The 23,218-nt window shown below is 72.3% G+C and carries 22 protein-coding genes and 2 pseudogenes; 16 read left to right on the forward strand and 8 right to left on the reverse strand.

Annotated features, from left to right (window positions below):
- Positions 1–109: 109 nt before the first annotated feature.
- From rplS to ACIG87_RS19635, 7 genes and pseudogenes are all read left to right on the forward strand, one after another.
- On the forward strand, positions 110–466 hold the full coding sequence (rplS, locus tag ACIG87_RS19605) for a 50S ribosomal protein L19 (protein ID WP_396852076.1): 357 nt from the start codon (positions 110–112) through the stop codon (positions 464–466).
- 193 nt (positions 467–659) lie between these two features.
- Entirely contained in the window at positions 660–1,541 is an 882-nt protein-coding gene (lepB, locus tag ACIG87_RS19610) for a signal peptidase I (protein ID WP_396852077.1), read from the forward strand.
- The gene (gene lepB, locus ACIG87_RS19615; protein ID WP_396852078.1) at positions 1,538–2,173 is read left to right on the forward strand and encodes a signal peptidase I; all 636 of its coding nucleotides are present in this window, start codon (positions 1,538–1,540) and stop codon (positions 2,171–2,173) included. Before lepB (ACIG87_RS19610) ends, lepB (ACIG87_RS19615) begins: the two co-directional genes overlap by 4 nt.
- A 58-nt stretch (positions 2,174–2,231) precedes the next feature.
- A complete protein-coding gene (locus ACIG87_RS19620) occupies positions 2,232–2,723 on the forward strand; it encodes an NUDIX hydrolase (protein WP_396852080.1) in 492 nt (163 codons plus the stop codon).
- The gene (locus tag ACIG87_RS19625) at positions 2,717–3,529 is read left to right on the forward strand and encodes a ribonuclease HII (protein ID WP_396852082.1); all 813 of its coding nucleotides are present in this window, start codon (positions 2,717–2,719) and stop codon (positions 3,527–3,529) included. Before ACIG87_RS19620 ends, ACIG87_RS19625 begins: the two co-directional genes overlap by 7 nt.
- Complete coding sequence (locus ACIG87_RS19630) at positions 3,526–3,849, forward strand: DUF2469 domain-containing protein (protein ID WP_011905215.1); 324 nt, start codon at positions 3,526–3,528, stop codon at positions 3,847–3,849. The genes ACIG87_RS19625 and ACIG87_RS19630 overlap by 4 nt, the downstream gene beginning before the upstream one ends.
- Positions 3,850–4,418: 569 nt before the next feature.
- Positions 4,419–4,964 (forward strand): annotated as a pseudogene (locus ACIG87_RS19635) (murein hydrolase activator EnvC family protein); the annotation flags it as partial.
- Between the two features lie 237 nt (positions 4,965–5,201).
- Here ACIG87_RS19635 and ACIG87_RS19640 read toward each other — a convergent pair.
- The 4 genes and pseudogenes from ACIG87_RS19640 to ACIG87_RS19655 form a co-directional block, all read right to left on the reverse strand.
- Positions 5,202–6,383: an aminotransferase class V-fold PLP-dependent enzyme gene (locus ACIG87_RS19640; RefSeq protein ID WP_396852084.1), complete on the reverse strand. Its 1,182-nt coding sequence runs from the start codon at positions 6,381–6,383 to the stop codon at positions 5,202–5,204.
- Between the two features lie 188 nt (positions 6,384–6,571).
- Positions 6,572–7,693 carry a tyrosine recombinase XerC gene (locus tag ACIG87_RS19645; protein ID WP_396852131.1) on the reverse strand — a complete coding sequence of 374 codons (1,122 nt, stop codon included), beginning with the start codon at positions 7,691–7,693 and terminating at the stop codon, positions 6,572–6,574.
- A 373-nt stretch (positions 7,694–8,066) separates the two neighbouring features.
- Complete coding sequence (locus ACIG87_RS19650; RefSeq protein WP_396852133.1) at positions 8,067–8,243, reverse strand: serine hydrolase; 177 nt, start codon at positions 8,241–8,243, stop codon at positions 8,067–8,069.
- A gap of 11 nt (positions 8,244–8,254) precedes the next feature.
- Positions 8,255–9,058, reverse strand: a pseudogene (locus tag ACIG87_RS19655) (serine hydrolase domain-containing protein); the annotation flags it as partial.
- 731 nt (positions 9,059–9,789) lie between these two features.
- On the opposite strand from ACIG87_RS19655, the gene ACIG87_RS19660 reads away from it, so the two are divergent.
- Entirely contained in the window at positions 9,790–10,008 is a 219-nt protein-coding gene (locus ACIG87_RS19660; RefSeq protein ID WP_396852085.1) for a hypothetical protein, read from the forward strand.
- A gap of 63 nt (positions 10,009–10,071) precedes the next feature.
- On the opposite strand, the gene ACIG87_RS19665 is transcribed toward ACIG87_RS19660, so the two are convergent.
- The 3 genes from ACIG87_RS19665 to ACIG87_RS19675 form a co-directional block, all read right to left on the reverse strand.
- Positions 10,072–11,295, reverse strand: a complete 1,224-nt coding sequence (locus tag ACIG87_RS19665) for a DNA-processing protein DprA (protein ID WP_396852086.1) — start codon at positions 11,293–11,295, stop codon at positions 10,072–10,074.
- Positions 11,292–12,812 carry a YifB family Mg chelatase-like AAA ATPase gene (locus ACIG87_RS19670; RefSeq protein WP_396852088.1) on the reverse strand — a complete coding sequence of 507 codons (1,521 nt, stop codon included), beginning with the start codon at positions 12,810–12,812 and terminating at the stop codon, positions 11,292–11,294. The genes ACIG87_RS19665 and ACIG87_RS19670 overlap by 4 nt, the downstream gene beginning before the upstream one ends.
- A 112-nt stretch (positions 12,813–12,924) precedes the next feature.
- On the reverse strand, positions 12,925–13,284 hold the full coding sequence (locus ACIG87_RS19675) for a YraN family protein (RefSeq protein WP_396852089.1): 360 nt from the start codon (positions 13,282–13,284) through the stop codon (positions 12,925–12,927).
- Between the two features lie 438 nt (positions 13,285–13,722).
- Here ACIG87_RS19675 and ACIG87_RS19680 point away from each other — a divergent pair, with 438 nt between their 5' ends.
- The 8 genes from ACIG87_RS19680 (at position 13,723) to ACIG87_RS19715 (ending at position 22,711) form a co-directional block, all read left to right on the forward strand.
- Positions 13,723–14,901 carry a hypothetical protein gene (locus ACIG87_RS19680; RefSeq protein ID WP_396852091.1) on the forward strand — a complete coding sequence of 393 codons (1,179 nt, stop codon included), beginning with the start codon at positions 13,723–13,725 and terminating at the stop codon, positions 14,899–14,901.
- Between the two features lie 291 nt (positions 14,902–15,192).
- A complete protein-coding gene (gene rpsB, locus ACIG87_RS19685) occupies positions 15,193–16,110 on the forward strand; it encodes a 30S ribosomal protein S2 (RefSeq protein WP_396852093.1) in 918 nt (305 codons plus the stop codon).
- 134 nt (positions 16,111–16,244) lie between these two features.
- Positions 16,245–17,072, forward strand: coding sequence for a translation elongation factor Ts (gene tsf, locus ACIG87_RS19690; protein ID WP_396852095.1), 828 nt, complete (start codon positions 16,245–16,247; stop codon positions 17,070–17,072).
- A gap of 168 nt (positions 17,073–17,240) precedes the next feature.
- Entirely contained in the window at positions 17,241–18,008 is a 768-nt protein-coding gene (gene pyrH / locus ACIG87_RS19695) for a UMP kinase (RefSeq protein WP_396852096.1), read from the forward strand.
- 87 nt (positions 18,009–18,095) lie between these two features.
- Positions 18,096–18,653 (forward strand): ribosome recycling factor, encoded by a 558-nt coding sequence (gene frr, locus ACIG87_RS19700; RefSeq protein WP_396852098.1) that lies wholly within the window; start codon positions 18,096–18,098, stop codon positions 18,651–18,653.
- A gap of 311 nt (positions 18,654–18,964) precedes the next feature.
- A complete protein-coding gene (locus ACIG87_RS19705; RefSeq protein ID WP_396852100.1) occupies positions 18,965–20,290 on the forward strand; it encodes a phosphatidate cytidylyltransferase in 1,326 nt (441 codons plus the stop codon).
- A gap of 104 nt (positions 20,291–20,394) precedes the next feature.
- Positions 20,395–21,546 (forward strand): 23S rRNA (adenine(2503)-C(2))-methyltransferase RlmN, encoded by a 1,152-nt coding sequence (gene rlmN / locus ACIG87_RS19710; RefSeq protein WP_396852101.1) that lies wholly within the window; start codon positions 20,395–20,397, stop codon positions 21,544–21,546.
- Between the two features lie 22 nt (positions 21,547–21,568).
- Positions 21,569–22,711, forward strand: coding sequence for a DivIVA domain-containing protein (locus tag ACIG87_RS19715; protein ID WP_396852102.1), 1,143 nt, complete (start codon positions 21,569–21,571; stop codon positions 22,709–22,711).
- Positions 22,712–22,950: 239 nt separating this feature from the next.
- Here the strand turns inward: ACIG87_RS19715 and ACIG87_RS19720 are convergent, their stop codons facing one another.
- Complete coding sequence (locus ACIG87_RS19720; protein WP_088645513.1) at positions 22,951–23,172, reverse strand: DUF2631 domain-containing protein; 222 nt, start codon at positions 23,170–23,172, stop codon at positions 22,951–22,953.
- Between the last annotated feature and the right edge of the window lie 46 nt (positions 23,173–23,218).

Consider the following 23,218-nt stretch of genomic DNA (forward strand, 5'->3'; position numbering starts at 1 on the left):
TGCGAGGATTCCCGACCAGGGTCGGCCCGTCCGGCCACCACCCGGGGATCAGAATCACCCATCCGCGCGCCGAGTGACGGTGCGCCGTGAGCATCACGAGGACGCAGCGATGAACCTCCTGGACGCCCTTGACGCCCAGTCGAAGCGCACCGACCTCCCCGACTTCCGTGCCGGTGACACCGTCAAGGTGCACGCGCGGGTCGTCGAGGGCAACCGGTCCCGGGTCCAGATCTTCCAGGGCGTCGTCATCCGCCGCCAGGGTGACGGTCTGCGCGAGACCTTCTCGGTCCGCAAGGTCAGCTTCGGGGTGGGTGTGGAGCGGACGTACCCGCTCAACGGCCCGGGTATCGACCGGATCGAGATCGTGACCCGCGGTGACGTCCGTCGCGCCAAGCTCTACTACCTGCGTGAGCTGCGCGGCAAGAAGGCCAAGATCAAGGAGAAGCGGGAGAAGCAGCCCAGCTGACTTCCCGTTCGCCACGCCGCCTGAGCTGCGCGGATGTCGTATCGACCAGATCGCACTACGCTGATCGGTACGGGCGCAGACCGGCAGGTGGCGTCGCGACGCACGTCGCGGCGCTCCGATCGTCCACTGCCGCCCGTGGGGCCTCGACGAGGCTCCCGGGCGGTGGTGTCGTTTCTGCGGACCGGGGAGTGGCGTGGTGCAGGTGCTTGACTCGAACGGCACAGCCGACCCGTGGCGTCGACGGTCCCGACCCGCCCGTCGGCAGATGCCCCTCTGGCAGGAGTTGCCGCTCCTGCTGATCGTGGCCTTCTGTCTCGCGGTGCTGATCCGTACCTTCCTGCTCCAGGCCTTCTACATCCCGTCCAGCTCGATGGAGGACACCCTCCTCGTCGACGACCGGGTCCTGGTCAACAAGGTCGTCTACGACGTCCGGGATCCGCTGCGCGGCGAGGTGGTGGTCTTCCGGGGCACCGACAAGTGGGTCGCCCAGGAGAGCCCCGCACCGCCGGCCGGTGCCGCCGGCAAGATCGGGCGCACCCTCGGCGACCTGATCGGCGTGAGCCGCCCCGGCGAGAAGGACTTCATCAAGCGGGTGATCGGGGTGCCCGGCGACCGGGTCAAGTGCTGCGACGACCAGGGCCGGGTCATGGTCAACGGCATCCCGCTGGACGAACCGTACGTGGTGCGTGACTCCCCGTTGGACGTACCGCCGAACCCGAAGGAGTGCCGGTCCCGCCGGTTCGACGAGGTGGTCGTACCCCCCGGTCAGATCTTCGTGATGGGCGACCACCGGCTGGTCTCGCAGGATGCCCGCTGCCAGGGGCCGGTGCCGATCGACAACGTGGTCGGCCGGGCGTTCATGGTGGTGTGGCCGTCCTCCCGGTGGACGTCGTTGCCGGTGCCGGCCACCTTTGCCCGGCTGTCCGACCCCACCGCCGCGCCCGCCGCCCCGTCGCCGGTGCGGCCGACCCCGACGGGTGACGTGGCCCTGCTCATCCCGATCACCGCTCTGATTTCCGTTGTCGCGCGTTCCGGACGGCTCGCGCGCTCCCGGCGACGTAGGCTCCACCCGTGATTGACGAGCAGACCGAAAAGCCGCGCAGCTCCTTCTGGAAGGAACTGCCCATCCTCCTGGGCGTCGCGATCCTGGTGGCGGTGCTGGTCCGCGCATTCGTGCTGCAGACCTTCTTCATTCCGTCCCCGTCCATGGAGAACACCCTCAAGATCGACGATCGGGTGCTGGTCAACAAACTGGTCTACGACTTCCGCTCACCGCACCGTGGCGAGGTGGTGGTGTTCAAGGCGCCGACCGAGTGGAGCGGCAACCCCGACGGTGAGGACTTCATCAAGCGGGTGATCGGCATCGGTGGCGACCACGTGGTCTGCTGCGACGCGCAGGAGCGGCTGACGATCAACGGCAAGTCCCTCGACGAGCCGTACATCTACTCGGCGAACGGGCAGCAGGACAAGCCCGCCGACCAGGAGTTCGACATCACCGTCCCGCCGGGACGGCTCTGGGTGATGGGTGACCACCGCTCGGCCTCCGGCGACTCCCTGGAGCACTGGCAGCAGTCCGGCCGCAACATCGACAGCGCCACCATCCCCGAGGGTGAGGTGGTGGGCCGGGCCTTCACCGTCTTCTGGCCGTTCGACCGGGCCACCTGGCTGAGCGTGCCGAAGTCGTTCGACGGGATCCCCAACCCCTGACCGGTTCGGACCCACCGGGGCGTGGCCGAGCGCGGGCACCGTCTGGCAGGCTAATGCGGTGAGCGTCTTCCACCCCCGTCGCGCGGCCCGCGTGCTGCTCGTCGACGCGTCCGGTCGGGTGCTCCTCTTCGCGGGCACCGACCCGGCCCGTCCGGGCCACCGGTACTGGTTCACCCCCGGCGGCGGGCTCGCCCCGGGGGAGTCACCGGCCGCCGGGGCGGCGCGTGAGCTGGCCGAGGAGACCGGGCTGCGGCTGACGCCGGCCGAACTGGGCGGGCCGGTCCGGTCCGAGACGATCGAGTTTCCCTTCGACGGCGTGTGGTACCGCCAGGAACAGGAGTTCTTCGTGGTCCGGGTGCCCGCCTGGGAGGTGGACACGGCCGGTTTCGACGAGATCGAGCGGGCCAGCGTCACCGGGCACCGCTGGTGGTCGATGGTCGAGCTGGCCGACACCGCCGAGCGGTGCTACCCGGCCGACCTGTCGGCCCTGCTGGCGCAGGTGTTGGCCGACGCCGATCCGGCCGCTGTGGCCCCGGGGGCGTCGTGCTGACCCCGCCGCGCACAGTGGTGCGCCGCGACGGTGGGCTCTACGCGCTGGAGCGGGCCCTGCAACGGCGGGGCTTCCGGCACGTCGCGGGCGCGGACGAGGCCGGCCGGGGGGCCTGCGCCGGGCCGCTGGTGGCCGCCGCCGCGGTGCTCCCCGAGGGGCGGCGCGGTGAGATCGAGGGACTGGCCGATTCCAAGCTGCTCACCCCGGCCAGCCGGGAGCGGGTGTACGCCGAGGTGGTCGCCCGTGCCCTGGCGTACGCGGTGGTGGTCATCCCGGCCGAGGAGGTGGACGCCCGGGGGCTGCACGTGTGCAACCTGGCCGCCATGCGCCGGGCCCTGGCCTCGCTGACCACCCGGCCGGAGTACGTGCTCACCGACGGATTCGGGGTGGACGGGTTAGACGTGCCGGGGCTGGCGGTCTGGAAGGGTGACCGGGTGGCGGCCTGCGTGGCGGCGGCCAGCGTGCTGGCCAAGGTCACCCGGGACCGGATCATGGTGGAGCTGGACGGACGCCATCCCGGCTACGGTTTCGCCGAACACAAGGGGTACGTCACGGCCGAGCACACCGAGGCGCTGCGGGAGCGTGGGCCCTGCGTGGAGCACCGGTTTTCCTACGTCAACGTGGCGGCCGTGACCGGTCGGGAGGGTACCCCGCCCCGGGCCCGCCGGCCGCTCGGCGGACCTGCTCCCGAGCCGATGGAGCGCTCGGGCCCGCCAGGGGGTACCGTCGGCGTGGCGTTGGGCGAGCAGCCTCGGCCTCCGGCACCGGTGGGGGAAGATGTGGTCATGGAAGGCGGAGTGCGATGAGCGCGGAAGATCTCGAGAAGTACGAGACCGAGATGGAGCTGCAGCTCTACCGGGAGTACCGCGACATTGTCCGTCAGTTCTCCTACGTGGTGGAGACGGAACGCCGCTTCTACCTGGCAAACCAGGTGGACCTGCACGTGCGTAACTCCGACGGCGAGGTCTACTTCGAGGTCGAGATGCATGACGCCTGGGTCTGGGACATGTACCGGCCCGCCCGCTTCGTCAAGAACGTCCGGGTGATGACGTTCAAGGACGTCAACGTCGAGGAGCTGGAGAAGCCCGACATCTCCCTCCCCGCCGACTCCGGCTTCGGCAGCTAACCCCCACCCCCACCCCCCTACCCCCTCCCTCCCCTCATTGGCTCCGTGATCAAGAGGTTTGCGTCAGCTTTGATCTTCAGGCTGACGCAAACCTCTTGATCAACATCGAAATGTTCCGGTCGACTCGCTGGACCAGGTTGTTGGTGAAGCTGCGCCGGTTCTACGGGTGGGTGTGTTGCGACGTGTCGGCGGACTGGGTGCACGGTGTGTGCCGGCCTGGTTCCTGGGTCTACTCGTGCGGCCAGCGCTGCCAGGACCACTCGCCGTCGATCGGTGGGTCCAGGGTGGCCGGCGTCCCGTTCACCCCGCCGCCCGTGGTCACCTCCGCCGCCACCACCGGGTCGTGACCCGACCAGGGGTCCGTCCACGATGCTCGGACCCGGGCGCACCCGGCTACGGGACGCGCGGTCGGCACCGCAGCGCGTGCACCGGGAAGGGCCTACCACCGCCGGGCCGGGTCGGCGTAGCAGATCGACTGCCCGGACGGGCGTTTTCCACAGCCGGCTCCGTCATCCACAGCGGACAACCGGTCCGTGGCGTTGGTCCGCCGGCCCCGACATGCTGCGGTGATGCGAACAGGACTGCGGCAGGCGGTGGCCCTCGGGGCCGCCGTGCTCGTGTTCGGCTCCCACTGGGCCCCCGGGCGGGCGACCCCGCCACCATCCGCGCCGGTCCGGGCCGAGCCGGCACCGGTGTTCCGGTTGCCGCTCGCCGGTTCGCCCCGGCCGGTACGCCGGTTCGACCCGCCCCCGTTGCCGTGGCTTCCCGGCCACCGGGGCGTGGACCTCGTCGCCGCGCCCGGTGCCACCGTCCGGGCCGCCGGGGCCGGCACCGTGCTCTTCGCCGGCATGGTCGCCGGCCGACCGGTGATCACCGTCGGACACCCCGGGGGCCTGCGGACCACCTACGAGCCGGTCCGCCCCGAGGTCCGCCCCGGCGACGTCGTCGCGGTCGGCGCGCCGCTGGGCGTGCTGCTGGCCGGGCATCCGGGCTGCCCCACGGCGGGGGCGTCCGTCCCGACCGAGAGCTGCCTGCACTGGGGAGTGCGGCGCGGCCCGGAATACCTCGACCCGCTGGCCCTGCTGGGGCTCGGCGCGGTCCGCCTGCTGCCGGTGGCGGCACACGGCGTCCCCCGGGGTGACGGGCTCGGCACCGGCCGCTGGCTGGCCCGGGACGGCGACTCCGGCGTCGCCCGCTGGTCGGCCCAGCGCAGCGACTCCGGCTTCACCCGCCCGCTGGTCGGGCAGGGCGACTCCGACGCCGGTCAACGGTGGGGCCAGGGGTCGGACGGGGTCACCCGGCGGGACGGGTCGGCACCCTGCCGGTGTGGTCAGCGCAGCGACGGCACCCGGTCAGCTCTCGGCCAGCAACGCGGGCAGCCGGGCCGCCAACCGTTGGTACTCGTCGGGGGTGTTGTAGACCTGGCCGCAGAGCCGTAGCCAACCCTGCCCGTTCCAGGCCATCACCGACACCTCGGCGGCGAGCCGGTCGGCGATCCGGGTGCGCAACGCCCCCGCACCCTCCAGGGTGCCGGCGATGCCCGGTGGCAACGGCACGATCCGCATCGCCACCCCCGGCCCGCCCGGGTCGGGCAGGTCGGCCGGCGGCACCCCGAGTGCGTCCCCGACCACCCGCTGCCCGTACGCCGCCAGTGCGGCGTTGTGCGCGCGGACCCGGTCCACGCCGAGGGTGCGCAGCGTGTACAGGCCGGCCGGGGCGCTCAGCCAACCGGTGTAGTCGAGGGTGGCCTGCCACTCGACGTTCCCCGGGAAGCCGCTCGCCTGCTGCCACGACACCACCAACGGCTCGATCCGCTCCCGCCACGGCGGGGCGACCACCAGGACCGCGGTGCCGCGTGGAGCGAAGCCCCACTTGTGCAGGTTGCCCACCCAGAAGTCGGCGTCGATCGCGTCGACCTGGACCGGCAGCATCCCGGGCACGTGCGCGGCGTCCACCAGGACGGGAATGCCGTGCTCACGGGCCACGGCCACGAGCGCGGCGACCGGCAGCACCCGGGCGGTGGCCGAGGTGAGCTGGTCGACCAGCAGCAACCGGGTCCGCCCCGGGCGCAGCCCGGCCCGGACGATCTCCACGATCTGCGCGTCGGAGGCCGACCGCGGCAGGTGCAGGCTACGTGCCGTCGCACCGGTACGACGGCACTCCCGGGCCACGGAGTAGTTCACCGCGCCGTACCCGTGGTCGGTGCCGAGCACCTCGTCGTCGGGGCGTAGCCCGAGCGACTGGAGGACCACGGCCACCCCCGTGGTGGTGTTGCCGACCAGGGCGGTGCCCTCGGGGTCGGCACCCAGGAAGGCAGCCAGATGCCGTCGGGTATGGGCGAGCCGGTCGATCAGCCCCTGACCGAAGAAGCGCTGCGGGTTGGCTTCCATCTCGTCGCGCAGCCGCTGCTGGGTCCGCTGCACCCCGATCGGCACCGCACCGAACGCCCCGTGGTTGAGATAGCTGACCGAGGGGTCGAGGGAGAAGAGCAGCCGAGCGCCGGGAATCGACTCGGGTGGCGGCGGGACGCTCATCCGGTGATCGTAGCCGGCACCCGATCACCGGCGGACCGGTCGCAGCCGGTCACTGCGGCCCCGGTGGCCCTCTGGCCCGGGGCGCGGTGGCCGGGCGGCCCGGTGGCGCGGTGGCTGGGCGGGTCGGGTGGCGTGGTGGTGCGGTGGCTGGGCGTTGCGGTGGCCCGGTGGCGCGGTGGCTGGGCGGGTCAGGCTCGGGGATGGGCCTGGCGGTAGGCGGCGCGTAACCGCTCCACCGACACGTGGGTGTAGATCTGGGTGCTCGCCAGGGAGGAGTGTCCGAGCAGTTCCTGTACCGCCCGCAGGTCCGCACCGCCGTCGAGCAGGTGGGTGGCCGCCGAGTGGCGCAGCCCGTGCGGGCTGGTCGGGGGCAGCCCGGCGGCGCGGGCGTAGCCGGCGACGATCCGACGGGCCATCGTCGGGTGGAGCCGCCCACCTCGGGCACCGAGGAACAGGGCCCGTTCGGACGTCGGACCGGCCAGCTCGGATCGACCGATCGCCAGCCATTGGTCGATCGCCCGCTGTGCCGGCAGCCCGTAGGGGACCGTCCGCTCCCGGTTGCCCTTGCCGAGGACCCGGATCACCCGACGTTCGTGGTCGACGTCCGTGCTGTCCAAACCGCACACCTCGCTGATCCGCGCGCCGGTCGCGTACAGCAGTTCGAGCAACGCCCGGTCGCGCAACAGGATCGGCTCGGTCACCGCGCTCACCCCCGGCGACAGCGCGGGCACGCCCGCACTGACCGATGTGGAGGATCCGTCGTTGCCCGGGGCGTGGAACCCCCTGCTGACCGGCGTGGGAGATTCGCCGTTGCCCGGCGTGGTGAATCCACTGGTGCCCGGCGCGGAGGATCCGTCGTTGCCCAGGGCGGCGGGTCTGCCGGTGCCAGGTGCTTCGACGAGGGCGGCGGCCTGGTCGGCGCGGAGCACCACCGGCAGGTCCCGGCGGGTCTTCGGGGTGGCCAGCGGGGCGGCCACATCCGTCGTCAGCAGGCCGGACCGGTGGGCCCACCCGCTGAAGGTACGCGCCGCGGCGGCGCGGCGTGCCGACGAGCTCTGCGCCGCGCCGGTCGTCCGCTGCTTCGCCAGCCAGCTGCGCAACATGCCCAGGTCCAGGTCGGCCGGCTCGGCACACCCCATCCGGACGGCATGGTCGAGCAGCGAGACCAGGTCGGCGGCGTACGCCCGGACGGTGTGCTCGGACCGGTTGCGGACCTGGGCGAGGTGGGCGGCGAACTCGTCCACCGCGTCCCGCATCGCCGGTGGCAGCGCCTGGTGGATGGCCCGGGTGCCCGGACCGCGTCGACTCATCGCACCGCCCCCGTCGGGGTCGTCCGGCGGCAGCACCTGCGCGGGGTCGGCAGTCGCCGACCTGCGATCGAGCGGTCGTCCGGGGCCACCGGCCCAGCTTACGGACACCGACGGCCCAGCTTGCGGCTGCCGACGCCCCGGCTTGCGGATGTCACCGGTCCGGCTCGTGGGCTGGCGAACCCTCGGCTTGTGGCTGGCGGCGGCCCGGCTTGTGGAAGCCACTGGACGGATGCCGACAGCCCAGCTTCCGGATGCCGGCGGCCCGGCCCACGGACGCCGACGGGCTGGGCGAGGGCGGCCGACGGACTCAGCGAAGGTGGCGAAACGGGCTGGTCGCGGCTGGTCGACAGGCGGGGGTGCGGGTGCGGGCGGGCTAGGCGAAGGTGTTGGCCACGGCGACCCGGGCCGGGTCCGGGTCGGCCCAGCTCCAGTTCGGGTGCGCGCGGTTGGTGAGCAGGACCAGCACCCAGCGTCGGTCGGGTTGGACCAGGAACGAGGTGCCGGTGAACCCGGTGTGTCCGAAGGTGGCGGGCCGGGCGAGCTTGCCCATGTACCAGGGTTGGTTGGCGGGGTGGTCAGGTTGGTCTTCAGGGCCCGGTCGAGGCTGAGCCCGGTGACCTTCTCGACGATCCTGCCGGCGACCATCAGGCCGACGCTGGAGTAACGGAACACCGTGCCCGGCGTGGCGCCGCTGACCAGCGGGGTGGCCAGCACCGCGCGCCACCGCTCGGCCATCGTCGAGTAGCCGGTCACCTTCGCCCCGACCGGCAGGCCGCTGGTGTGGGCCAGCAGCATTGCCACGGTGACGGTGGACTTGCCGGTGCCGGTGAACTCGGGAAGGTAGCGCACCACCGGCGCGTCCAGGTCGATCCGACCGCTGTCCACCTGTTGCAGGGTGAGGATCGCGGTGTAGACCTTGGTGAGCGAGGCCAGGTCGAAGATCGAGTCGGGGTGCATGGCGACCCGCTTCGCGGCGGGCAGCAGCACGGGGCCCGCGTTGTAGCGCAGCGCCTCACCGACCGCCAGGTGGTCGGTCGGCTCGCCGTCGGCCACCGCCAGGACCACCGCCCCGGCGTACGTCGGGTGCTTCGGGTTCTCGGTGGTGGGCTGGAGGTAGCGCTGGAGCGCCACCGTGAGCGTGCGCGGCTTCGTGGCTGCGGTGGGGGCGGTGCCCCGGGCTGCCGCCCCCGGTCGGCTGGCCGCCGCAGCGCCCTGGCCGCCCTGCGCGCCGTCGCCCGGGGCGGGGGTGGCCCAGGAGCCGGTCGCCCCGGCGGGTGGATTCTTCGCGCATCCGGCCAGGCCGAGGGCGGCGGCGAATCCGAGACCCAGGGCGGAACGACGGGGAATCGACACGGCAGGGATCATCGCATCCGTACGCGCCCGAAGGTCAGCGCCACCAATGCCCCACACCGCTCGGCTCACCTCTACGGACGAATGGCATGGCCCGCGCTCGATTCATAGTGGTGTATCCGCTACTCGTCAAGACACCGCCACACCCGGCGGCTATCTCGACACCCAGGAGTACGACCGATTCGGCAACGTGGTCCGGACCTTTGAGGCGACCGACCGGGCCCTTGGCCCAGGGCCTGTTGCCCAACGCCGACAGCTACCACGATCACCACATCAACAGGAAGCTCTACCGGAACGGGCGCAAGTTCAAGGCGACCACGAAGCACCAGATTCAAGGTCTGGTCAACTAGACCGTCCGACATGGACGTAGCGTTGAAAGGCGCTTCGGCCGGCGAGCCTACGAGCACAACTTCGGTACCCGGATCGGGCGCGCACCGGATGGGCGTGGGCCTACTCGGACGCGGGTCGTGGTACGAAGAGGTGGGCGGGTGGTGACGGCCTATCCGGCGCATCTCTGGGCTTGAGGGAGCCGATCTCACCTGGGAGTTGATGTCGAGCTCAAGGCGGTGGTCCAGCAGGGGACTCCGTGGCGGCGAACCTCTCTGGCTGGAGAGGGCTTGATCAAGAAAAACCAACGACGATCGGGTACTGGATTCGGTGCGGCGGGAAGAAGTCGTTGCGTTGGTGGCGGACGCCGTGGACTGTCACGGTCGAGGTGGCCGCCGATTCCACCGACGGAACGGGGCATGGTGCAGGTTCTCCACCCCTGGATGCGACTGCTCGTTGCGGGCCTGGTGCTGCTGTACACCGGCATTCGGACGCCCGACGTTCTCGCCGAGCGAAGCTGGCGTTCGTGGATCGTCCTGCCCGTGCTCCTACTCGCACTCTGGTTCTTCGGGAAAGCCCTTCGTAATGTCCTGGCCAGGAGAGATCACGATTCCCCCGGTCGGAACACCAGTGCCTGAGATCCTTGCTACTTCGATGGGGCTGGTCGATGCTGTTCGCCGGCCTCACCGAAGCGAGGCTGCTCAATCAGGCGTCCTCAACCTTGCGGGCGAGGGGTTGAGCGTGTCAGCCGCACGATCGCGATTGGGTCGGGTGAGGGTGTAGCCGTCGTCGCGTCGGGTCACCAGGCCCAACTCCTCCAGCAGGGCGAGCTTGCGCAACGCCGTCCGCACCGGCACGCCGGCCCGGGCGGCGAGCGCGTCCGCGCCGATCGTGCCCCGTCGGGGCATCGACTCGCGCAGCATGGCCGCCTCGTCGTCGAGGACGTCCGTCGGGCGGTCCGCGCCCCGGGCGGGCGGCGCCAGGTCGGCTCCGATCCGCCCCACCTCTTCCAGCACGTGCGCGAGCCCGGTGACGAGTCGGGCGTCCCGGTGGTCCCGCAGCAACTCGTGTGCACCGACGGACAGGGCCGAGGTGACCGGGCCGGGCACCACCATCGCCGGCCGGCGCAGGGCCACCGCCCGGTGCATGGTCTGTGCCGCCCCGCTGCGCGCCGCCGCCTCGACCAGCACGCTGCCCCTGGTCCCGGCGGCGATCACCCGGTTGCGGATCAGGAAGCGGGGACGCAGCGGCTCGGCACCCGGCAACCACTCGCTGATCAGCAGCCCGGTCTCGGCGATCCGGTCGAAGAGCGCGGTGTTGCCCATCGGGTAGGGGCGGTCCACCCCGCAGGCCAGCACCGCCACCGTCACCCCACCGGCGTTCAACGCGCCCCGGTGGGCGGCGGCGTCGATGCCGAACGCGCCACCGGAAACCACCGTCCACTCCCGGTCGGCCAGGCCGTACCCGAGCTCGGTGGCGACGTGCACGCCGTACCCGGTGGCGGCCCGTGCGCCGACCACCGCGACCGAGCGGTCCAGGGCCTCGGCCAGCGGCCACCCGCCACGTACCCAGATGCACAGCGGCGGGGCGGTCTCCCGGTCGACCTTCCGGCTCGCCCCGGGCAGCACGAGCCTCTCCAGGTCACCCAGCGGGGCGGGCCACTCCTCGTCGGGCGGGGAGACGATCCGTGCGCCGAGCCGGTCGGTGAGCGCCACCGCCTCGGCGGCCACCGCCCGGGGGTCACCCGCGTGCAGCCGGGACGCCACCGCCGCCCGCAACGTGTCGTCGGGTGCGCCGCCGTCGAGCAGCAGGTCCAGGGTGGCGACCGGACCGAGCCGGTCCACCAGCCGGTACACCGACCGGGTGCCCGGCTCGGCCAGCCAGGTCAGCGCCACCCGGGCGTGCAGTTCCTCGGTGCCGTTCACGCTTCCTCCCCCGTTCTGAGTCCGGTGGCCTCCCGGACGTCCTCCCGGTCGGGCCTGGTCCGGCCGTCGAGGTCGGCGATCGTCCAGGCGAGCCGAATGATCCGATCGAAGCCCCGGGCCGACAGCGAGCCCCGGTCGAGCCGGCCCCGCAGTTCGGCGGTGACCGGGGCGGCGAGCCGCCACGGCGGTCGGCGCAACAGCGGGCCGGGCACCTCCGCGTTGAGCCGGTGCCCGACCGGGGCCCACCGGTCGGCGGCAGCCCGCCGGGCCACCGCCACCCGGGCGGCGACCGCCGCCGACGGCTCGCCGTCCGGGTCGGTGCCCATCAACTCGGCCGCCCGTACCGGCAGCACCTTGATCTGTACGTCGATCCGGTCGAGCAGGGGGCCGGAGAGCCGGCCGAGGTACCGCCGTCGTACCAGTGGACTGCACTCGCAGAGCGTGTCGCCACCGGGCTTGGCGCAGGGGCAGGGATTGGCGGCCAGCACCAACTGCACCCGGGCCGGGTATCGGGTGCTGCCCCTGGCCCGGGACAGGTGGATGTGGCCGCTCTCCAACGGCTGACGCAGCGCCTCCAGAGCGCCCTTGCTGAACTCGGCGGCCTCGTCGAGAAAGAGCACCCCCCGGTGGGCCAGCGACACCGCGCCCGGCCGGGCCAGCCCCGAGCCGCCACCGACCAACGACGGCACGGTGGCCGAGTGATGGGGGGCCTGGAACGGCGGCCGGCGTAGCAGCCGCCCGTCCGGCGGCAGGGTGCCGGCGATCGAGTGCAGCGCGGTGACCTCCAGTGCGGCGGCGTCGTCCAGCTCCGGCAGGATCGACGGCAACCGTTCGGCGAGCATCGTCTTACCGGCACCGGGCGGCCCCACCAGGGAGAGGTGATGCCCGCCGGCCGCCGCCACCTCCAGCGCCCGTCGGCCCAGCCCCTGCCCGGCGACGTCGGCGAGATCCGGCCCGGACAGCGCCTCGGCGGGGGCGGGAGGTGGTGGCTCCAACGGGGGAGTCCCGTCCCGGACGAAGGCGACCAGCCGGTGCAGGGTGTCGACGGCGCGGACCCGGACACCGGGGATCACCGCCGCCTCGGCCGCGTTTCCCACCGGCACGACCACCCGGTCCAGGCCGGCCCGGACGGCGGCGGCGACCATCGGCAGGACGCCCCGGACCGGCCGGACCGTGCCGTCGAGCCCCAACTCGCCCAGCACCACCACCCCCTCCACGGGTAGCAGCGGCAGCTCACCGGCGGCGCCGAGCAGGGCGACCGCGATGGCCAGGTCGAACGCCGAGCCGTACTTGGGAAGCGTGGCGGGGAGCAAATTGAGGGTGATCCGGCGGTTGGGCCAGCGCTGCCCGGAGTTGACCACGGCCGCGCGGACCCGGTCCCGCGCCTCGTGCAGCGCGGTGTCCGGCAGACCCGAGATGACCACCGCCGGCAGGCCGGGGGAGAGGTCCGCCTCGACCTCGACCAGATGGCCGGTGACCCCGACCAGTCCGACCCCGAGCACCTTGGCGTAGCTCACCGCAGCACCTCCGCCCGGAGTCGTCCGGCGGCGCGGCGGAAAACCTCAGGCGAGCACCGGGCAGGACGCAGTCTGGCCCGGCCCGATGCGCGGCCGGTGGGGTCGTCGACCATCAGAAGGCCCCCTTGAGGTGCTCGACCCGAGCCGGTCCAGCCAGTGGCAGCCGGACCGACAGGACGTCGAAGCGCACCTCGTCGGCGCTGGTCCCGGTCTCGGCCAGCCAGCGGACGGCGAGCCCGCGCAACCGCCGGGCCTTGGCCGGCACGATCGCCTCGGCAGGGCTGCCGTAGGCGTCACCCCGCCGGGTCTTCACCTCACAGAAGGCGAGGACCGGGCCGTCCCAGGCGATGACGTCGATCTCACCCTCCCGGCAGCGCCAGTTGCGGGCCACCGGGCGCAGCCCGGCCCCGATCAGGTGCCGTACCGCGCACCGTTCGCCGTACGCGCCGACCGCCTGGTTCCGCTTCGTCATGCCCGCCAGGCTGCGGGTGAGACACGGGCGAGTGCGATACCCGCCGCCCCGCCTGTGGACGACGGGACGCCCTGTGGACGGCCGGACGATCAAGGCCTCGGCGTGCTACGGGCATCCGGCGAACTCCTGCTCGGGAGGGTTGCCGCCGATGCCGTCCTCGATCCGCCCGATCGGCTCCTGCCGTCGATCGGCTTCGGACCGGCCGGCTCCTGCGTCCGTCGGCTTCCGCGTCGATCGGCTCCGGTATCCGTTGGTTTCGGCTCCCGCTTCGGCTTCGGCGTCCGTCGGCGACAAACGTCGGCAAGCCGATGTGGCTCGTCGACGTGACCCGCACCGGCGGGCCTGCTGAGCTGGCCCGAGCCAGGTGTCCTGACGGCCATGCCGGCCGGTCCGACCTGCGAATGGCGTCCGGCGGGTCGGTCGCATACGGTGCCGGACGTGGACGCACGACGGAGCTACCCCGAAGATCAGGAGTCACGCTGGTACCCGGCCGGCCGGGAACGCACATACGACGACTCGGACTGGCGGACGGCGAGCGGGGTGCGCCGGCGCGACGACGAGTTGCGCACCCCCGACCAGCGGGCTGCCGAGGAGGGCCGGTACGCGGACGCGGACCGCTACGACTCGGGGCGCTTCGCCGCAGCCGACCCGTTGGGTGACGGCGGGGGCGACACCTCCGGTTACCGACCGACCCGCTCCCGCCGGGACGACCCGGACATCTCCGGTGAGCTACCCACCGACCGCGTGGGCCGGCGTGCCGCCCGGGAGTCCGGGGTCAGCGACCTCGGTTCGCTCGGTGACAGCGGCGTGGGTCCGCTCGGCGGCGCAGCCAGCCGGGGCCTCGACGACACGGGTACGGGCCGGGGCATCGGTGACACCGGTACGGGTCGGTTGTCCGACACGGGTACGGGCCGGGGTCTCGGTGACACCGGTACGGGCCGGTTGTCCGATACCGGTTCGGGTCGGGGTCTCGGTGACACCGGTACGGGTCGACTGACCGACACCGGGACCGGCCGGTTGAGCGGTACGGGGACCGGTCGGCTCGGCGGGAACGACGGTGGCACCGGTCGGTTCACCGCCGACTCCGGCGTACTGGGCGTCAGTGGTGTCGGCCCGCTGACGGGGGGTGGGTCCGAGCGCGTCGAGTCGGGGCGGCCGGCGGCGCTGGGCGGTTACCCGATCATCGAACCGAGCCGACCGGCCGAGCCCTCCCCGTTGGAGGTGCCGACCGGTCCGATGGCCCCGGTCGCGCCCCGCCTGGACGGTGCGGCCGGCCTAGACGGGACGTACCGGACGGGTGGACCTGCCTCCGACGGCGTCTACCGCACCCGGCGGCCGGCGCTGGCGGTGCTGCTGGGGCTGTTGGTTCTGGTCTTCGAGGCCCCGGCGCTGCGGGTGCTGCTGCACGGCCTCAACGGTGACCCGGTCTCGGCGTCGCACGTCGTGGTGGGCACCTTCCTGGTGGCCGGGTTGCCGATCTTCGCCAGTGGCCTGTACGGGCTGCGTACCGGGGGTTTGGCGATGGCCGACGGCGGCCGGGGCTGGCTGCGCCCGCCGACCGCCTACCTCACCGTGGGGCTGGTCCTCTTCGTCGCCGCCGCCCTCGCCGCCCGCTGACACCCCCACCCCGCCCCGCCCACATCCACCCACGGGCCCGCTCACCCCTTCCCGGAGCGGGAGGATGACGGATGTGTACCCCGGGGCCGGGTGGCGGGGTGGGGGCGTACACTGGTCACTTGGCGACCGCCTTGTGCGGTCGACCTCGCGTGCCCTCTCCACGTTTCGTCGTGGGGCGACGGCCTCCCTGGTCCCGATCTCCTTCGGGCCCACCATGGCCGGCGACCAGGCGCCAGGATGCCCGGCCACCGGCCGGGCGTGACAACCAGGGATCTTGAGGAGTACCCCACCATGGCCGTCGTGACCATGCGTCAGCTGCTGGAGAGCGGTGTCCACTTCGGGCACCAGACCCGGCGCTGGAACCCGAAGATGAAGCGCTTCATCATGACCGAGCGCAACGGCATCTACATCATCGACCTGCGCCAGACCCTCGACTACATCGAGAAGGCGTACGACTTCGTGCGCAACACGGTGGCCGAGGGTGGCAGCATCCTGTTCGTCGGCACCAAGAAGCAGGCTCAGGAGGCCATCTCCGAGCAGGCGACCCGGGTCGGTCAGCCGTACGTCAACCACCGCTGGCTCGGTGGCATGCTGACCAACTTCCAGACGGTGTACAAGCGGCTCCAGCGGATGAAGGAGCTGGAGGCGCTGGGCGACCTGACCGGCACCGCCGCCGGCTACACCAAGAAGGAGACCCTGCAGCTGTTCCGCGAGAAGACCAAGCTCACCAAGACCCTTGGTGGCCTGCGGGACATGCAGAAGCTCCCGGCCGCGGTGTGGATCGTCGACACCAAGAAGGAGCACATCGCCGTCGACGAGGCCCGCAAGCTGGGCATCCCGGTGATCGCGGTGCTGGACACCAACTGCGACCCGGACGAGGTCGACTTCCCGATCCCGGGCAACGACGACGCGATCCGTTCCGCCGAGCTGCTGACCCGGGTCGTGGCCGCCGCCGTCGCCGATGGTCTGATCGCCCGTTCCGGCCGGCGCCGTGGTGGCGACGAGAAGCCGGAGGGTCAGGTCGGCAGCGACGAGCCGCTGACCGAGTGGGAGCGCGAGTTGCTCGAGCCGAAGAAGGCCGCCGAGCAGCCGGCCGCCGCCGAGCAGCCGGCCGCCGCCGAGCAGCCGGCCGAGCAGCCGGTTGCCGAGCAGCAGCCCGCCGCCGAGCAGCAGCCGGTCGAGCAGCCGGCGACCGCCGCCGCCGAGTGACCGCACCGCCGCGTCCCCGCCGTCCGTTCGTTCGGACGGCGGGGCCGGCGGTCACTGCCGGGCACATCCGGCCCCGTACCGGGTAACCGGCATCTCAGACCACCCACCGCAGTCTCAACATCGAAGAGAGAGTCATGTCCAACTTCACCGCCGCGGACGTCAAGAAGCTCCGCGACCTCACCGGCGCCGGCATGATGGACTGCAAGAAGGCGCTCACCGAGGCTGAGGGCGACTTCGACAAGGCCGTCGAGATCCTGCGCGTCAAGGGTGCCAAGGACGTCGGCAAGCGGGCCGGCCGGACCGCCGCCAACGGCCTCGTCGCGCACTCCGGCAAGGCGCTGCTGGAACTCAACTGTGAGACCGACTTCGTGGCCAAGAACGATGCGTTCATCGCCCTGGCCCAGCAGTTGGTCGAGCACGGCGAGCGCAGCGGCGTCGGCACCGCCGAGGAGCTGCTCGCCACCGAGCTGGACGGCAAGACCGTCGCCGACCTGATCCAGGAGCAGTCCGCCAAGATCGGCGAGAAGCTGGTGCTCAACCGCTTCGCCAAGCTCGACGGCACCGTCGCGGTCTACCTGCACCGCAAGAGCCAGGACCTGCCGCCGGCCGTCGGCGTACTGGTGGAGTACAGCGGCAAGACCGACGAGGCCGGGGACGCCGACGCCCGGGGTACCGCCATGCAGATCGCCGCGATGCGACCGAAGTACGTCACCCGGGACGAGGTGCCGGCCGAGGTCGTCGAGTCCGAGCGGCGGATCGCCGAGCAGACCGCCCGCGAGGAGAACAAGCCCGAGGCGGCCCTGCCGAAGATCGTCGAGGGCCGGGTGAACGCCTTCTTCAAGGACTACGTCCTGATCGAGCAGGCGTCGGTCTCCGACAACAAGAAGACCGTCAAGCAGGTGCTGGCCGAGGCCGGCATCGAGGTGACCCGCTTCGTCCGGTTCGAGGTCGGCCAGGCCTGAGCCGCCGCGGACCGGGCGCGTGGGGCGTCCGGGCGGGCGCGCAACGTCGACGAGGAGGCCGCCGGTGTACGTGACAGGCACCGCGGCCTCCTCGTCACATAGGGTCGGCAACGGGCAGTTACGCGGTGACGCGGCGCGGTCGACGTGCACGCGGGAGGGACGGGGCGGATGACGCAGGTTGTGAACGACCGGAGCCTGGAGGCGGACGACCCGACGGCGCCGCCGGCCGGCCGCGCCCGCCGGGTGGTGCTGAAGCTCTCCGGTGAGGTCTTCGGCGGCGGGGCGATCGGGGTCGACCCCGACGTCGTGCAGGCCATCGCCCGGCAGATCGCCACCGTGGTACGCCGTGGCGTGCAGGTCTCCGTGGTGGTCGGCGGCGGCAACTTCTTCCGCGGCGCGGAGTTGCAGAAGCGCGGCATGGACCGGGCCCGCGCCGACTACATGGGCATGCTGGGCACCGTGATGAACTGCCTGGCGCTGCAGGACTTCCTGGAGAAGGAGGGCATCGAGACGCGCGTGCAGAGCGCGATCACGATGGCCCAGGTCGCCGAGCCGTACATTCCGCTGCGGGCGATCCGGCACCTGGAGAAGGGGCGCGTGGTGATCTTCGGAGCCGGTGCCGGGATGCCGTATTTCTCCACCGACACGGTGGCCGCCCAGCGGGCGCTGGAGATCCGTGCCGACGTGGTGCTGATGAGCAAGAACGGCGTGGACGGCGTCTACAGTGCCGATCCGCGGATCGACCCGGCCGCCAGCAAGTTCGACTCGATCACCTTCTCCGAGGTGCTGCAACGCAACCTGCGGGTGGCCGATGCCGCGGCGTTCAGCCTCTGCATGGAGAACGGGCTGCCGATGCTGGTCTTCGGCGCCCAGGGTGAGGACACGATCATCCGCGCCGTCGGCGGCGACAAGATCGGTACGCTGATCACCGCCTGAACGGTCCCGCCGGCCACCGCGGCGTTCCCTCGTACCAGAGCAGCAGCTTCAGCCCACGACGAGCAACAGAAGGAGGCGAGGAGACCGGTGATCGACGACACCCTCCTCGAGGCCGAGGAGAAGATGGAGCGTGCGGTCGAGCACGCCAAGGAGGAGTTCGGCGCCATCCGCACCGGTCGCGCCAACGCCGCCATGTTCTCCAAGGTCATCATCGACTACTACGGCACGCCCACCCCGCTGCCCCAGATGGCCTCCATCGGGGTGCCGGAGCCGCGCATGGTCATCATCAAGCCGTACGACAACTCGCAGATCAACGCCATGGAGAAGGCGATCCGCGATTCCGACCTCGGGGTGAACCCGAACAACGAGGGCAACCAGCTCCGCATCCTGCTCCCGCAGATGACCGAGGAACGCCGCCGCGAGATGATCAAGGTGGCTCGGCACAAGGGCGAGGAGGCCAAGGTGGCGGTCCGCAACATCCGCCGCAAGGGCAAGGAAGAGCTGGACCGCATGGTCAAGGACGGTGAGGTCGGCGAGGACGACGGCCGCCGCGCCGAGAAGGAGCTCGACGACCTGACCCAGCGCTACGTCGCCACCATCGACGAGCTGCTCAAGCACAAGGAGTCGGAGCTGCTCGAAGTCTGACCTCGGCTGTCACGGCGCCGGCGTGTCACCGCCGTCCGGCGGTGCAGCGCCGATGCCGTCGTCGTCGAGCGGACGGAACCGGTAGACCGGGCCGGTGGGCCGGGCGGGACGGGCCGGTGGCGGCCTGCCGCGCCGACGTCCGCCGTGCCCGGCCGGTGGGTGCAGTAGGCTCGGCACGACTCCCGGCGACCGCGCGGTGAACGCTGGGGATCGGTCGGCCATCGGGCCGGTCAACCGGAGTAGTCACGCGGGTAGGGGATGGTTGTGGTCTTGCGTCATGTGGTGGAACTCGTACCGTCGTTCGGTGCGTGATGTCCCACCTCAACCCCTACGGCGGCACCGAGCCTCGCGGCTGGGACCGGTCCGATCGTCCCCCGGCGCTGCCCTGGCCGGAACGGGAGGTCGAGCCGTGGTCCCCCCGGCAGTCCAGCCCCGACCTGTCCGCCGGGCCGCAGGCCCCGCCGCGTCCGCCCGTACGTCGCCACGACGCGCCGGACGCCGGGCCGTACGACGCGCCGACCGGCGACCGGTTCGGCCGTGACCGCCCGATCGCCGATCGGGTCCGGCCGCTCCCCGACGACGCCCCGACCTCGCAGTTGGCCCCGGTACGGGACGACGACGCCCCGACCACGCACCTGACGCCGGTGCGGGACGACGACCTGCCGACGTCGCAGTTCGCCCCGGTGGTCGACGACGACGGGTCGCGGTCGCCTCTTCCGTCGACCGACACCGGTCCGGAGGCGGTGCCGCCGGCCGGCCGGCGGGTCCGGGGTCGGCGGCGGGCCAGCGCCAGCCGGCCAGCCACCCACCTGCCAACGACCGGTCGGGCCGGCCGTGACCTACCGGCCGCCATCGGGGTCGGGCTCGGGCTCGGCGCGCTGGTCCTGGTGCCGCTCTTCTTCTTCCTCCCTGGGTTCCTGGCCGTGCTGGCCGGCGCGATCGGCGTGGGCATCTGGGAGATGACCCGCGCGGTCCGGCGCAGTGGTGCCCACCCGCCGCTGGTGCCGCTGCTCGCCGGTGGCGTGCTCACCGTCGGGTTGGCCTGGTTCGCCGGGCCGGACGCGCTCAGCCTGGGTCTGCTGGTCACCGTGCTGGGCACGATGGTCTGGCGGCTGGGTGACGGCCCGGCCGGATTCCAACGCGACATCACCGCCGCCACCCTGATCGCGGTCTACGTGCCGTTCCTGGGTGGCTTCGCGGCGATGCTCGCGGCGGCCCCGGGCGACGGCCACCTGCGGGTGCTGGTCACCGTGGTCGGCGTGGTGCTCTCCGACACCGGCGGGTACGCCGCCGGGGTGTCCTTCGGCAAGCACCCGATGGCCCCCCGGATCAGCCCGAAGAAGTCCTGGGAGGGATTCGCCGGCTCGGTCACCGCCGCAGCCCTCGGCAGCGCCTTGCTGCTCTGGCTGCTCTTCGACGTGGCGCCCTGGTGGGGCGCGTTGTTCGGGGTGGCGATCTCCGGCACGGCGGTGCTGGGTGACCTCGCCGAGTCGATGATCAAGAGGGATCTCGGCGTGAAGGACATGAGCAACCTGCTACCCGGGCACGGCGGCCTGATGGACCGGCTGGACTCGATCCTGTTCGCCGTCCCCACCGCCTATCTGTTGCTGGCGGTCCTCGTACCGGTGGTGGGCTGAGGGATGAATCACGCCGCGCCGCCCGCGTGGTCCGCTCGGTGGGGGTCGATTCGGCACCTCCGGACGGGCGGGTTCGGCGAGTGGCGTGACAGACTGGACCAGCCATGACGAGCCTGCCTGTGATCCCCGTTGACCCTGACGCCCCCGGCCGCCGCCCGGCGATGCCGCCCCGGCACCTCGCCGACCTGGATCTGCCGGGTCGGCAGGCGCTCGTCACCGAGCTGGGCGAGCCGGCCTTCCGGGCCAAGCAGGTCTCCCACCACTACTTCGGCCGGTTGGTCCGTGACCCGGCCGAGATGACCGATCTGCCGGCGGCCACCCGGGAACGACTGGCCGGTGCGCTGCTGCCCCCGCTGCTCACTCCCGTTCGCGAGCTGGCCTGCGACGACGGCGCCACCCGCAAGGCGCTGTGGCGGTTGCACGACGGTTCGCTGGTGGAGAGCGTGCTGATGGGCTACCCGGACCGGGTCACCGTCTGTATCTCCAGCCAGGCGGGTTGCGGCATGGCCTGCCCGTTCTGCGCCACCGGCCAGGCCGGACTGACCCGCAACCTCTCCACCGCCGAGATCGTTGACCAGGCGGTCTACCTCGCCGGGGTCGCCGCCTCGGGGGTGGTGGCCGGGTCGCCACCGCGGTTGTCCCACGTCGTGTTCATGGGCATGGGCGAACCGTTGGCCAACTACTCCCGGGTCGTCGCGGCGATCCGGCGGCTGGTCGCGCCAGCCCCGGAGGGGCTGGGGCTGTCACAGCGTCACATCACCGTCTCCACGGTCGGCCTGGTGCCGGCCATCCGCCGACTGGCCAGCGAAGACCTCTCGGTGACCCTTGCGTTGTCACTGCACGCGCCCGATGATGATCTGCGCGACGAACTCGTGCCGGTCAACCAGCGCTGGAAGGTAGCCGAGGTGCTGGACGCAGCGTGGGACTACGCGGCGACGACGGGGCGCCGCGTGTCGATCGAGTACGCGATGATCAAGGATGTGAACGATCAGCCGTGGCGGGCCGATCTGCTCGGACGCCTGCTGGCCGGCAGGTCGGCGCACGTCAACCTCATCCCGCTCAATCCGACACCGGGCAGCCGCTGGGACGCCAGCACCAAGCCGGTGGAGCGGGAGTTCGTCCGACGATTGCGTGAGTCCGGCGTCTCCACCACGGTGCGTGACACCCGGGGGCGCGAGATCGACGGCGCGTGCGGGCAGTTGGCTGCCGCGGTTGACAGTGACATCGAAGCGCCGCGCGGGCGTGACCGGGCGTAGCGGTACGAGACCAGGAGACATAGTGGCGAGTCAGGGTCAGCGTTTCCGGCGTAAGGCGCTCCGCCGGGGCTACAAGGTCGACGAGGTCGACGCCTTCCTGGACCGGGTGGAGGCGACCCTCGCCGGTCAGCCGGTCGGCGCTCCCGTGGCCTCCCAGGAGGTCCACGACGTGGTCTTCCGGGTCCGCTTCAACGGTTACGACGAGTGGCAGGTCGACCTGCACCTGGACCGGGTCGAGCGACAGTTGGCCGAACTGGAGGAGCGCGCCGCTCCGAGCAGCCGGGGTGCCGACCCGCGCGGCGCGGACCGACTCGCCCCGCCGATGCGTGACGACCACCGGGGCCTGTCGGCGGCACCGCAGCCGATGCCGCCCCGCGCCATGCCGGCCCAGCCCGGTCCGCCGGACCGTTACGGCAACCGCTACGACGAGCCGACCGGTGCCTTCGCCGGCGGGTACGACGCGCCGCGCGGCGGGTACGACGCACCACGCGGGCAGTTGGGACCAGGCCCCGGCGGGCAGTTGGGGCCGGGGCCTGGCGGGCCGATGGGCCCTGGTCCGGGTGGGCCGATGGGGCACGGTGGCCCGCCGCCGCGCTCCCTGCCGGCCGGCCCGGGTGGCTACGGCCCCCCCGACGACCAGCGTTTCGACGGGTTCGAGGCGGGCCGACACGGTCGTGCCGACATGACTGCCGAGATCCGGATGCCCGAGCGGGACCGGATGCTGGAGCGCGACCGGATGCCCGAGCGGGATCGCATGCCTGAGCGGGATCGCATGCCTGAGCGGGACATGCGTGGCCGTGGCCCGGCGGGGCCGTCGCCGATGCCGCAGCAGCCGATAGGTGGCCCGCCGATGGGTGGCCCGCCGCCGCTGGCCGGTCCGCCGATGGTGGGCCCGCCGCTGGCCGGCCCGCCCGGCAGCGACCTCCACCGGGTCGACCAGATCCGCCGCAGCTTCCAGGTGCGCCGCTTCGGCAGCGGGTACGACCCGGACCAGGTGGACCGGTTCTTCGAGAGCCTGCTCGGTGGGATGCAGGGCCGCAACCAGATGCCGGTGAATCCGAAGGACCTGGACACGCTGCGCTTCGGGCTGGTGCCCGGCGGCTACTTCGAGGCCGAGGTCGACGCCGCCCTCAAGGACGTACAGGACATCCTCTTCGGCCGCTGACCCCGCTGGCCCAGTGGCTGCTGGCTGCTACCCCGGCTGCCGCTGGCCCAGTGGCGGCTGGCTGCTACCCCGGTTGCCGCTGGCCCCGCTGGCCGGTGGCCGCCACCCCGGTGCCGGGTGCCGCCGGCCCGCCCGGTGGCCCGGGTCGGGTTAGCTGTGCGGTGTCCCCGCCGAGGGCCGAGCTGACGAAGGCCCGCCCCGAACCGGGGCGGGCCTTCGCACGTCTGTGGGGCGGTGCGTCAGGAGCGCAGCCCGCTGCGGCGCAGCACGGCGTCGCCGACGACGATCGCCAGCAACAGCACGGCCAGGCCGACCAGCCAGATGTCCTCGACCTTGCCCTCGTGGTTGCCGCACAGCATCGCCAGCAGCGCCAACGCGGAGAGCACCGCGCCGATCCGCCCGGCCTTGCGGTGCCCGGGCCTGTGCTGATCTGGCGCGGTTACCGGCTCGCTTCCTGCCACTGTCGGTCCTTCCCTCGCGATCGGATCTCCGGTTAGTCTGGCACGC

Origin of the sequence: Micromonospora sp. NPDC051925 (genome assembly GCF_044548625.1) — a bacterium.
GTDB lineage: Bacteria > Actinomycetota > Actinomycetes > Mycobacteriales > Micromonosporaceae > Micromonospora.

What these genes read in the sequence shown, in the direction of transcription:
- rplS (WP_396852076.1), top strand. Translation starts at nt 110, where the DNA reads ATGAACCTCCTGGACGCCCTTGACGCCCAGTCGAAGCGCACCGACCTC.
- ACIG87_RS19630 (WP_011905215.1), top strand. Translation starts at nt 3,526, where the DNA reads ATGAGCGCGGAAGATCTCGAGAAGTACGAGACCGAGATGGAGCTGCAG.
- ACIG87_RS19640 (WP_396852084.1), bottom strand. Translation starts at nt 6,383, where the DNA reads ATGAGCGTCCCGCCGCCACCCGAGTCGATTCCCGGCGCTCGGCTGCTC.
- ACIG87_RS19645 (WP_396852131.1), bottom strand. Translation starts at nt 7,693, where the DNA reads ATGAGTCGACGCGGTCCGGGCACCCGGGCCATCCACCAGGCGCTGCCA.
- ACIG87_RS19650 (WP_396852133.1), bottom strand. Translation starts at nt 8,243, where the DNA reads ATGGGCAAGCTCGCCCGGCCCGCCACCTTCGGACACACCGGGTTCACC.
- ACIG87_RS19660 (WP_396852085.1), top strand. Translation starts at nt 9,790, where the DNA reads ATGGTGCAGGTTCTCCACCCCTGGATGCGACTGCTCGTTGCGGGCCTG.
- ACIG87_RS19675 (WP_396852089.1), bottom strand. Translation starts at nt 13,284, where the DNA reads ATGACGAAGCGGAACCAGGCGGTCGGCGCGTACGGCGAACGGTGCGCG.
- rpsB (WP_396852093.1), top strand. Translation starts at nt 15,193, where the DNA reads ATGGCCGTCGTGACCATGCGTCAGCTGCTGGAGAGCGGTGTCCACTTC.
- tsf (WP_396852095.1), top strand. Translation starts at nt 16,245, where the DNA reads ATGTCCAACTTCACCGCCGCGGACGTCAAGAAGCTCCGCGACCTCACC.
- pyrH (WP_396852096.1), top strand. Translation starts at nt 17,241, where the DNA reads ATGACGCAGGTTGTGAACGACCGGAGCCTGGAGGCGGACGACCCGACG.
- ACIG87_RS19705 (WP_396852100.1), top strand. Translation starts at nt 18,965, where the DNA reads ATGTCCCACCTCAACCCCTACGGCGGCACCGAGCCTCGCGGCTGGGAC.
- rlmN (WP_396852101.1), top strand. Translation starts at nt 20,395, where the DNA reads ATGACGAGCCTGCCTGTGATCCCCGTTGACCCTGACGCCCCCGGCCGC.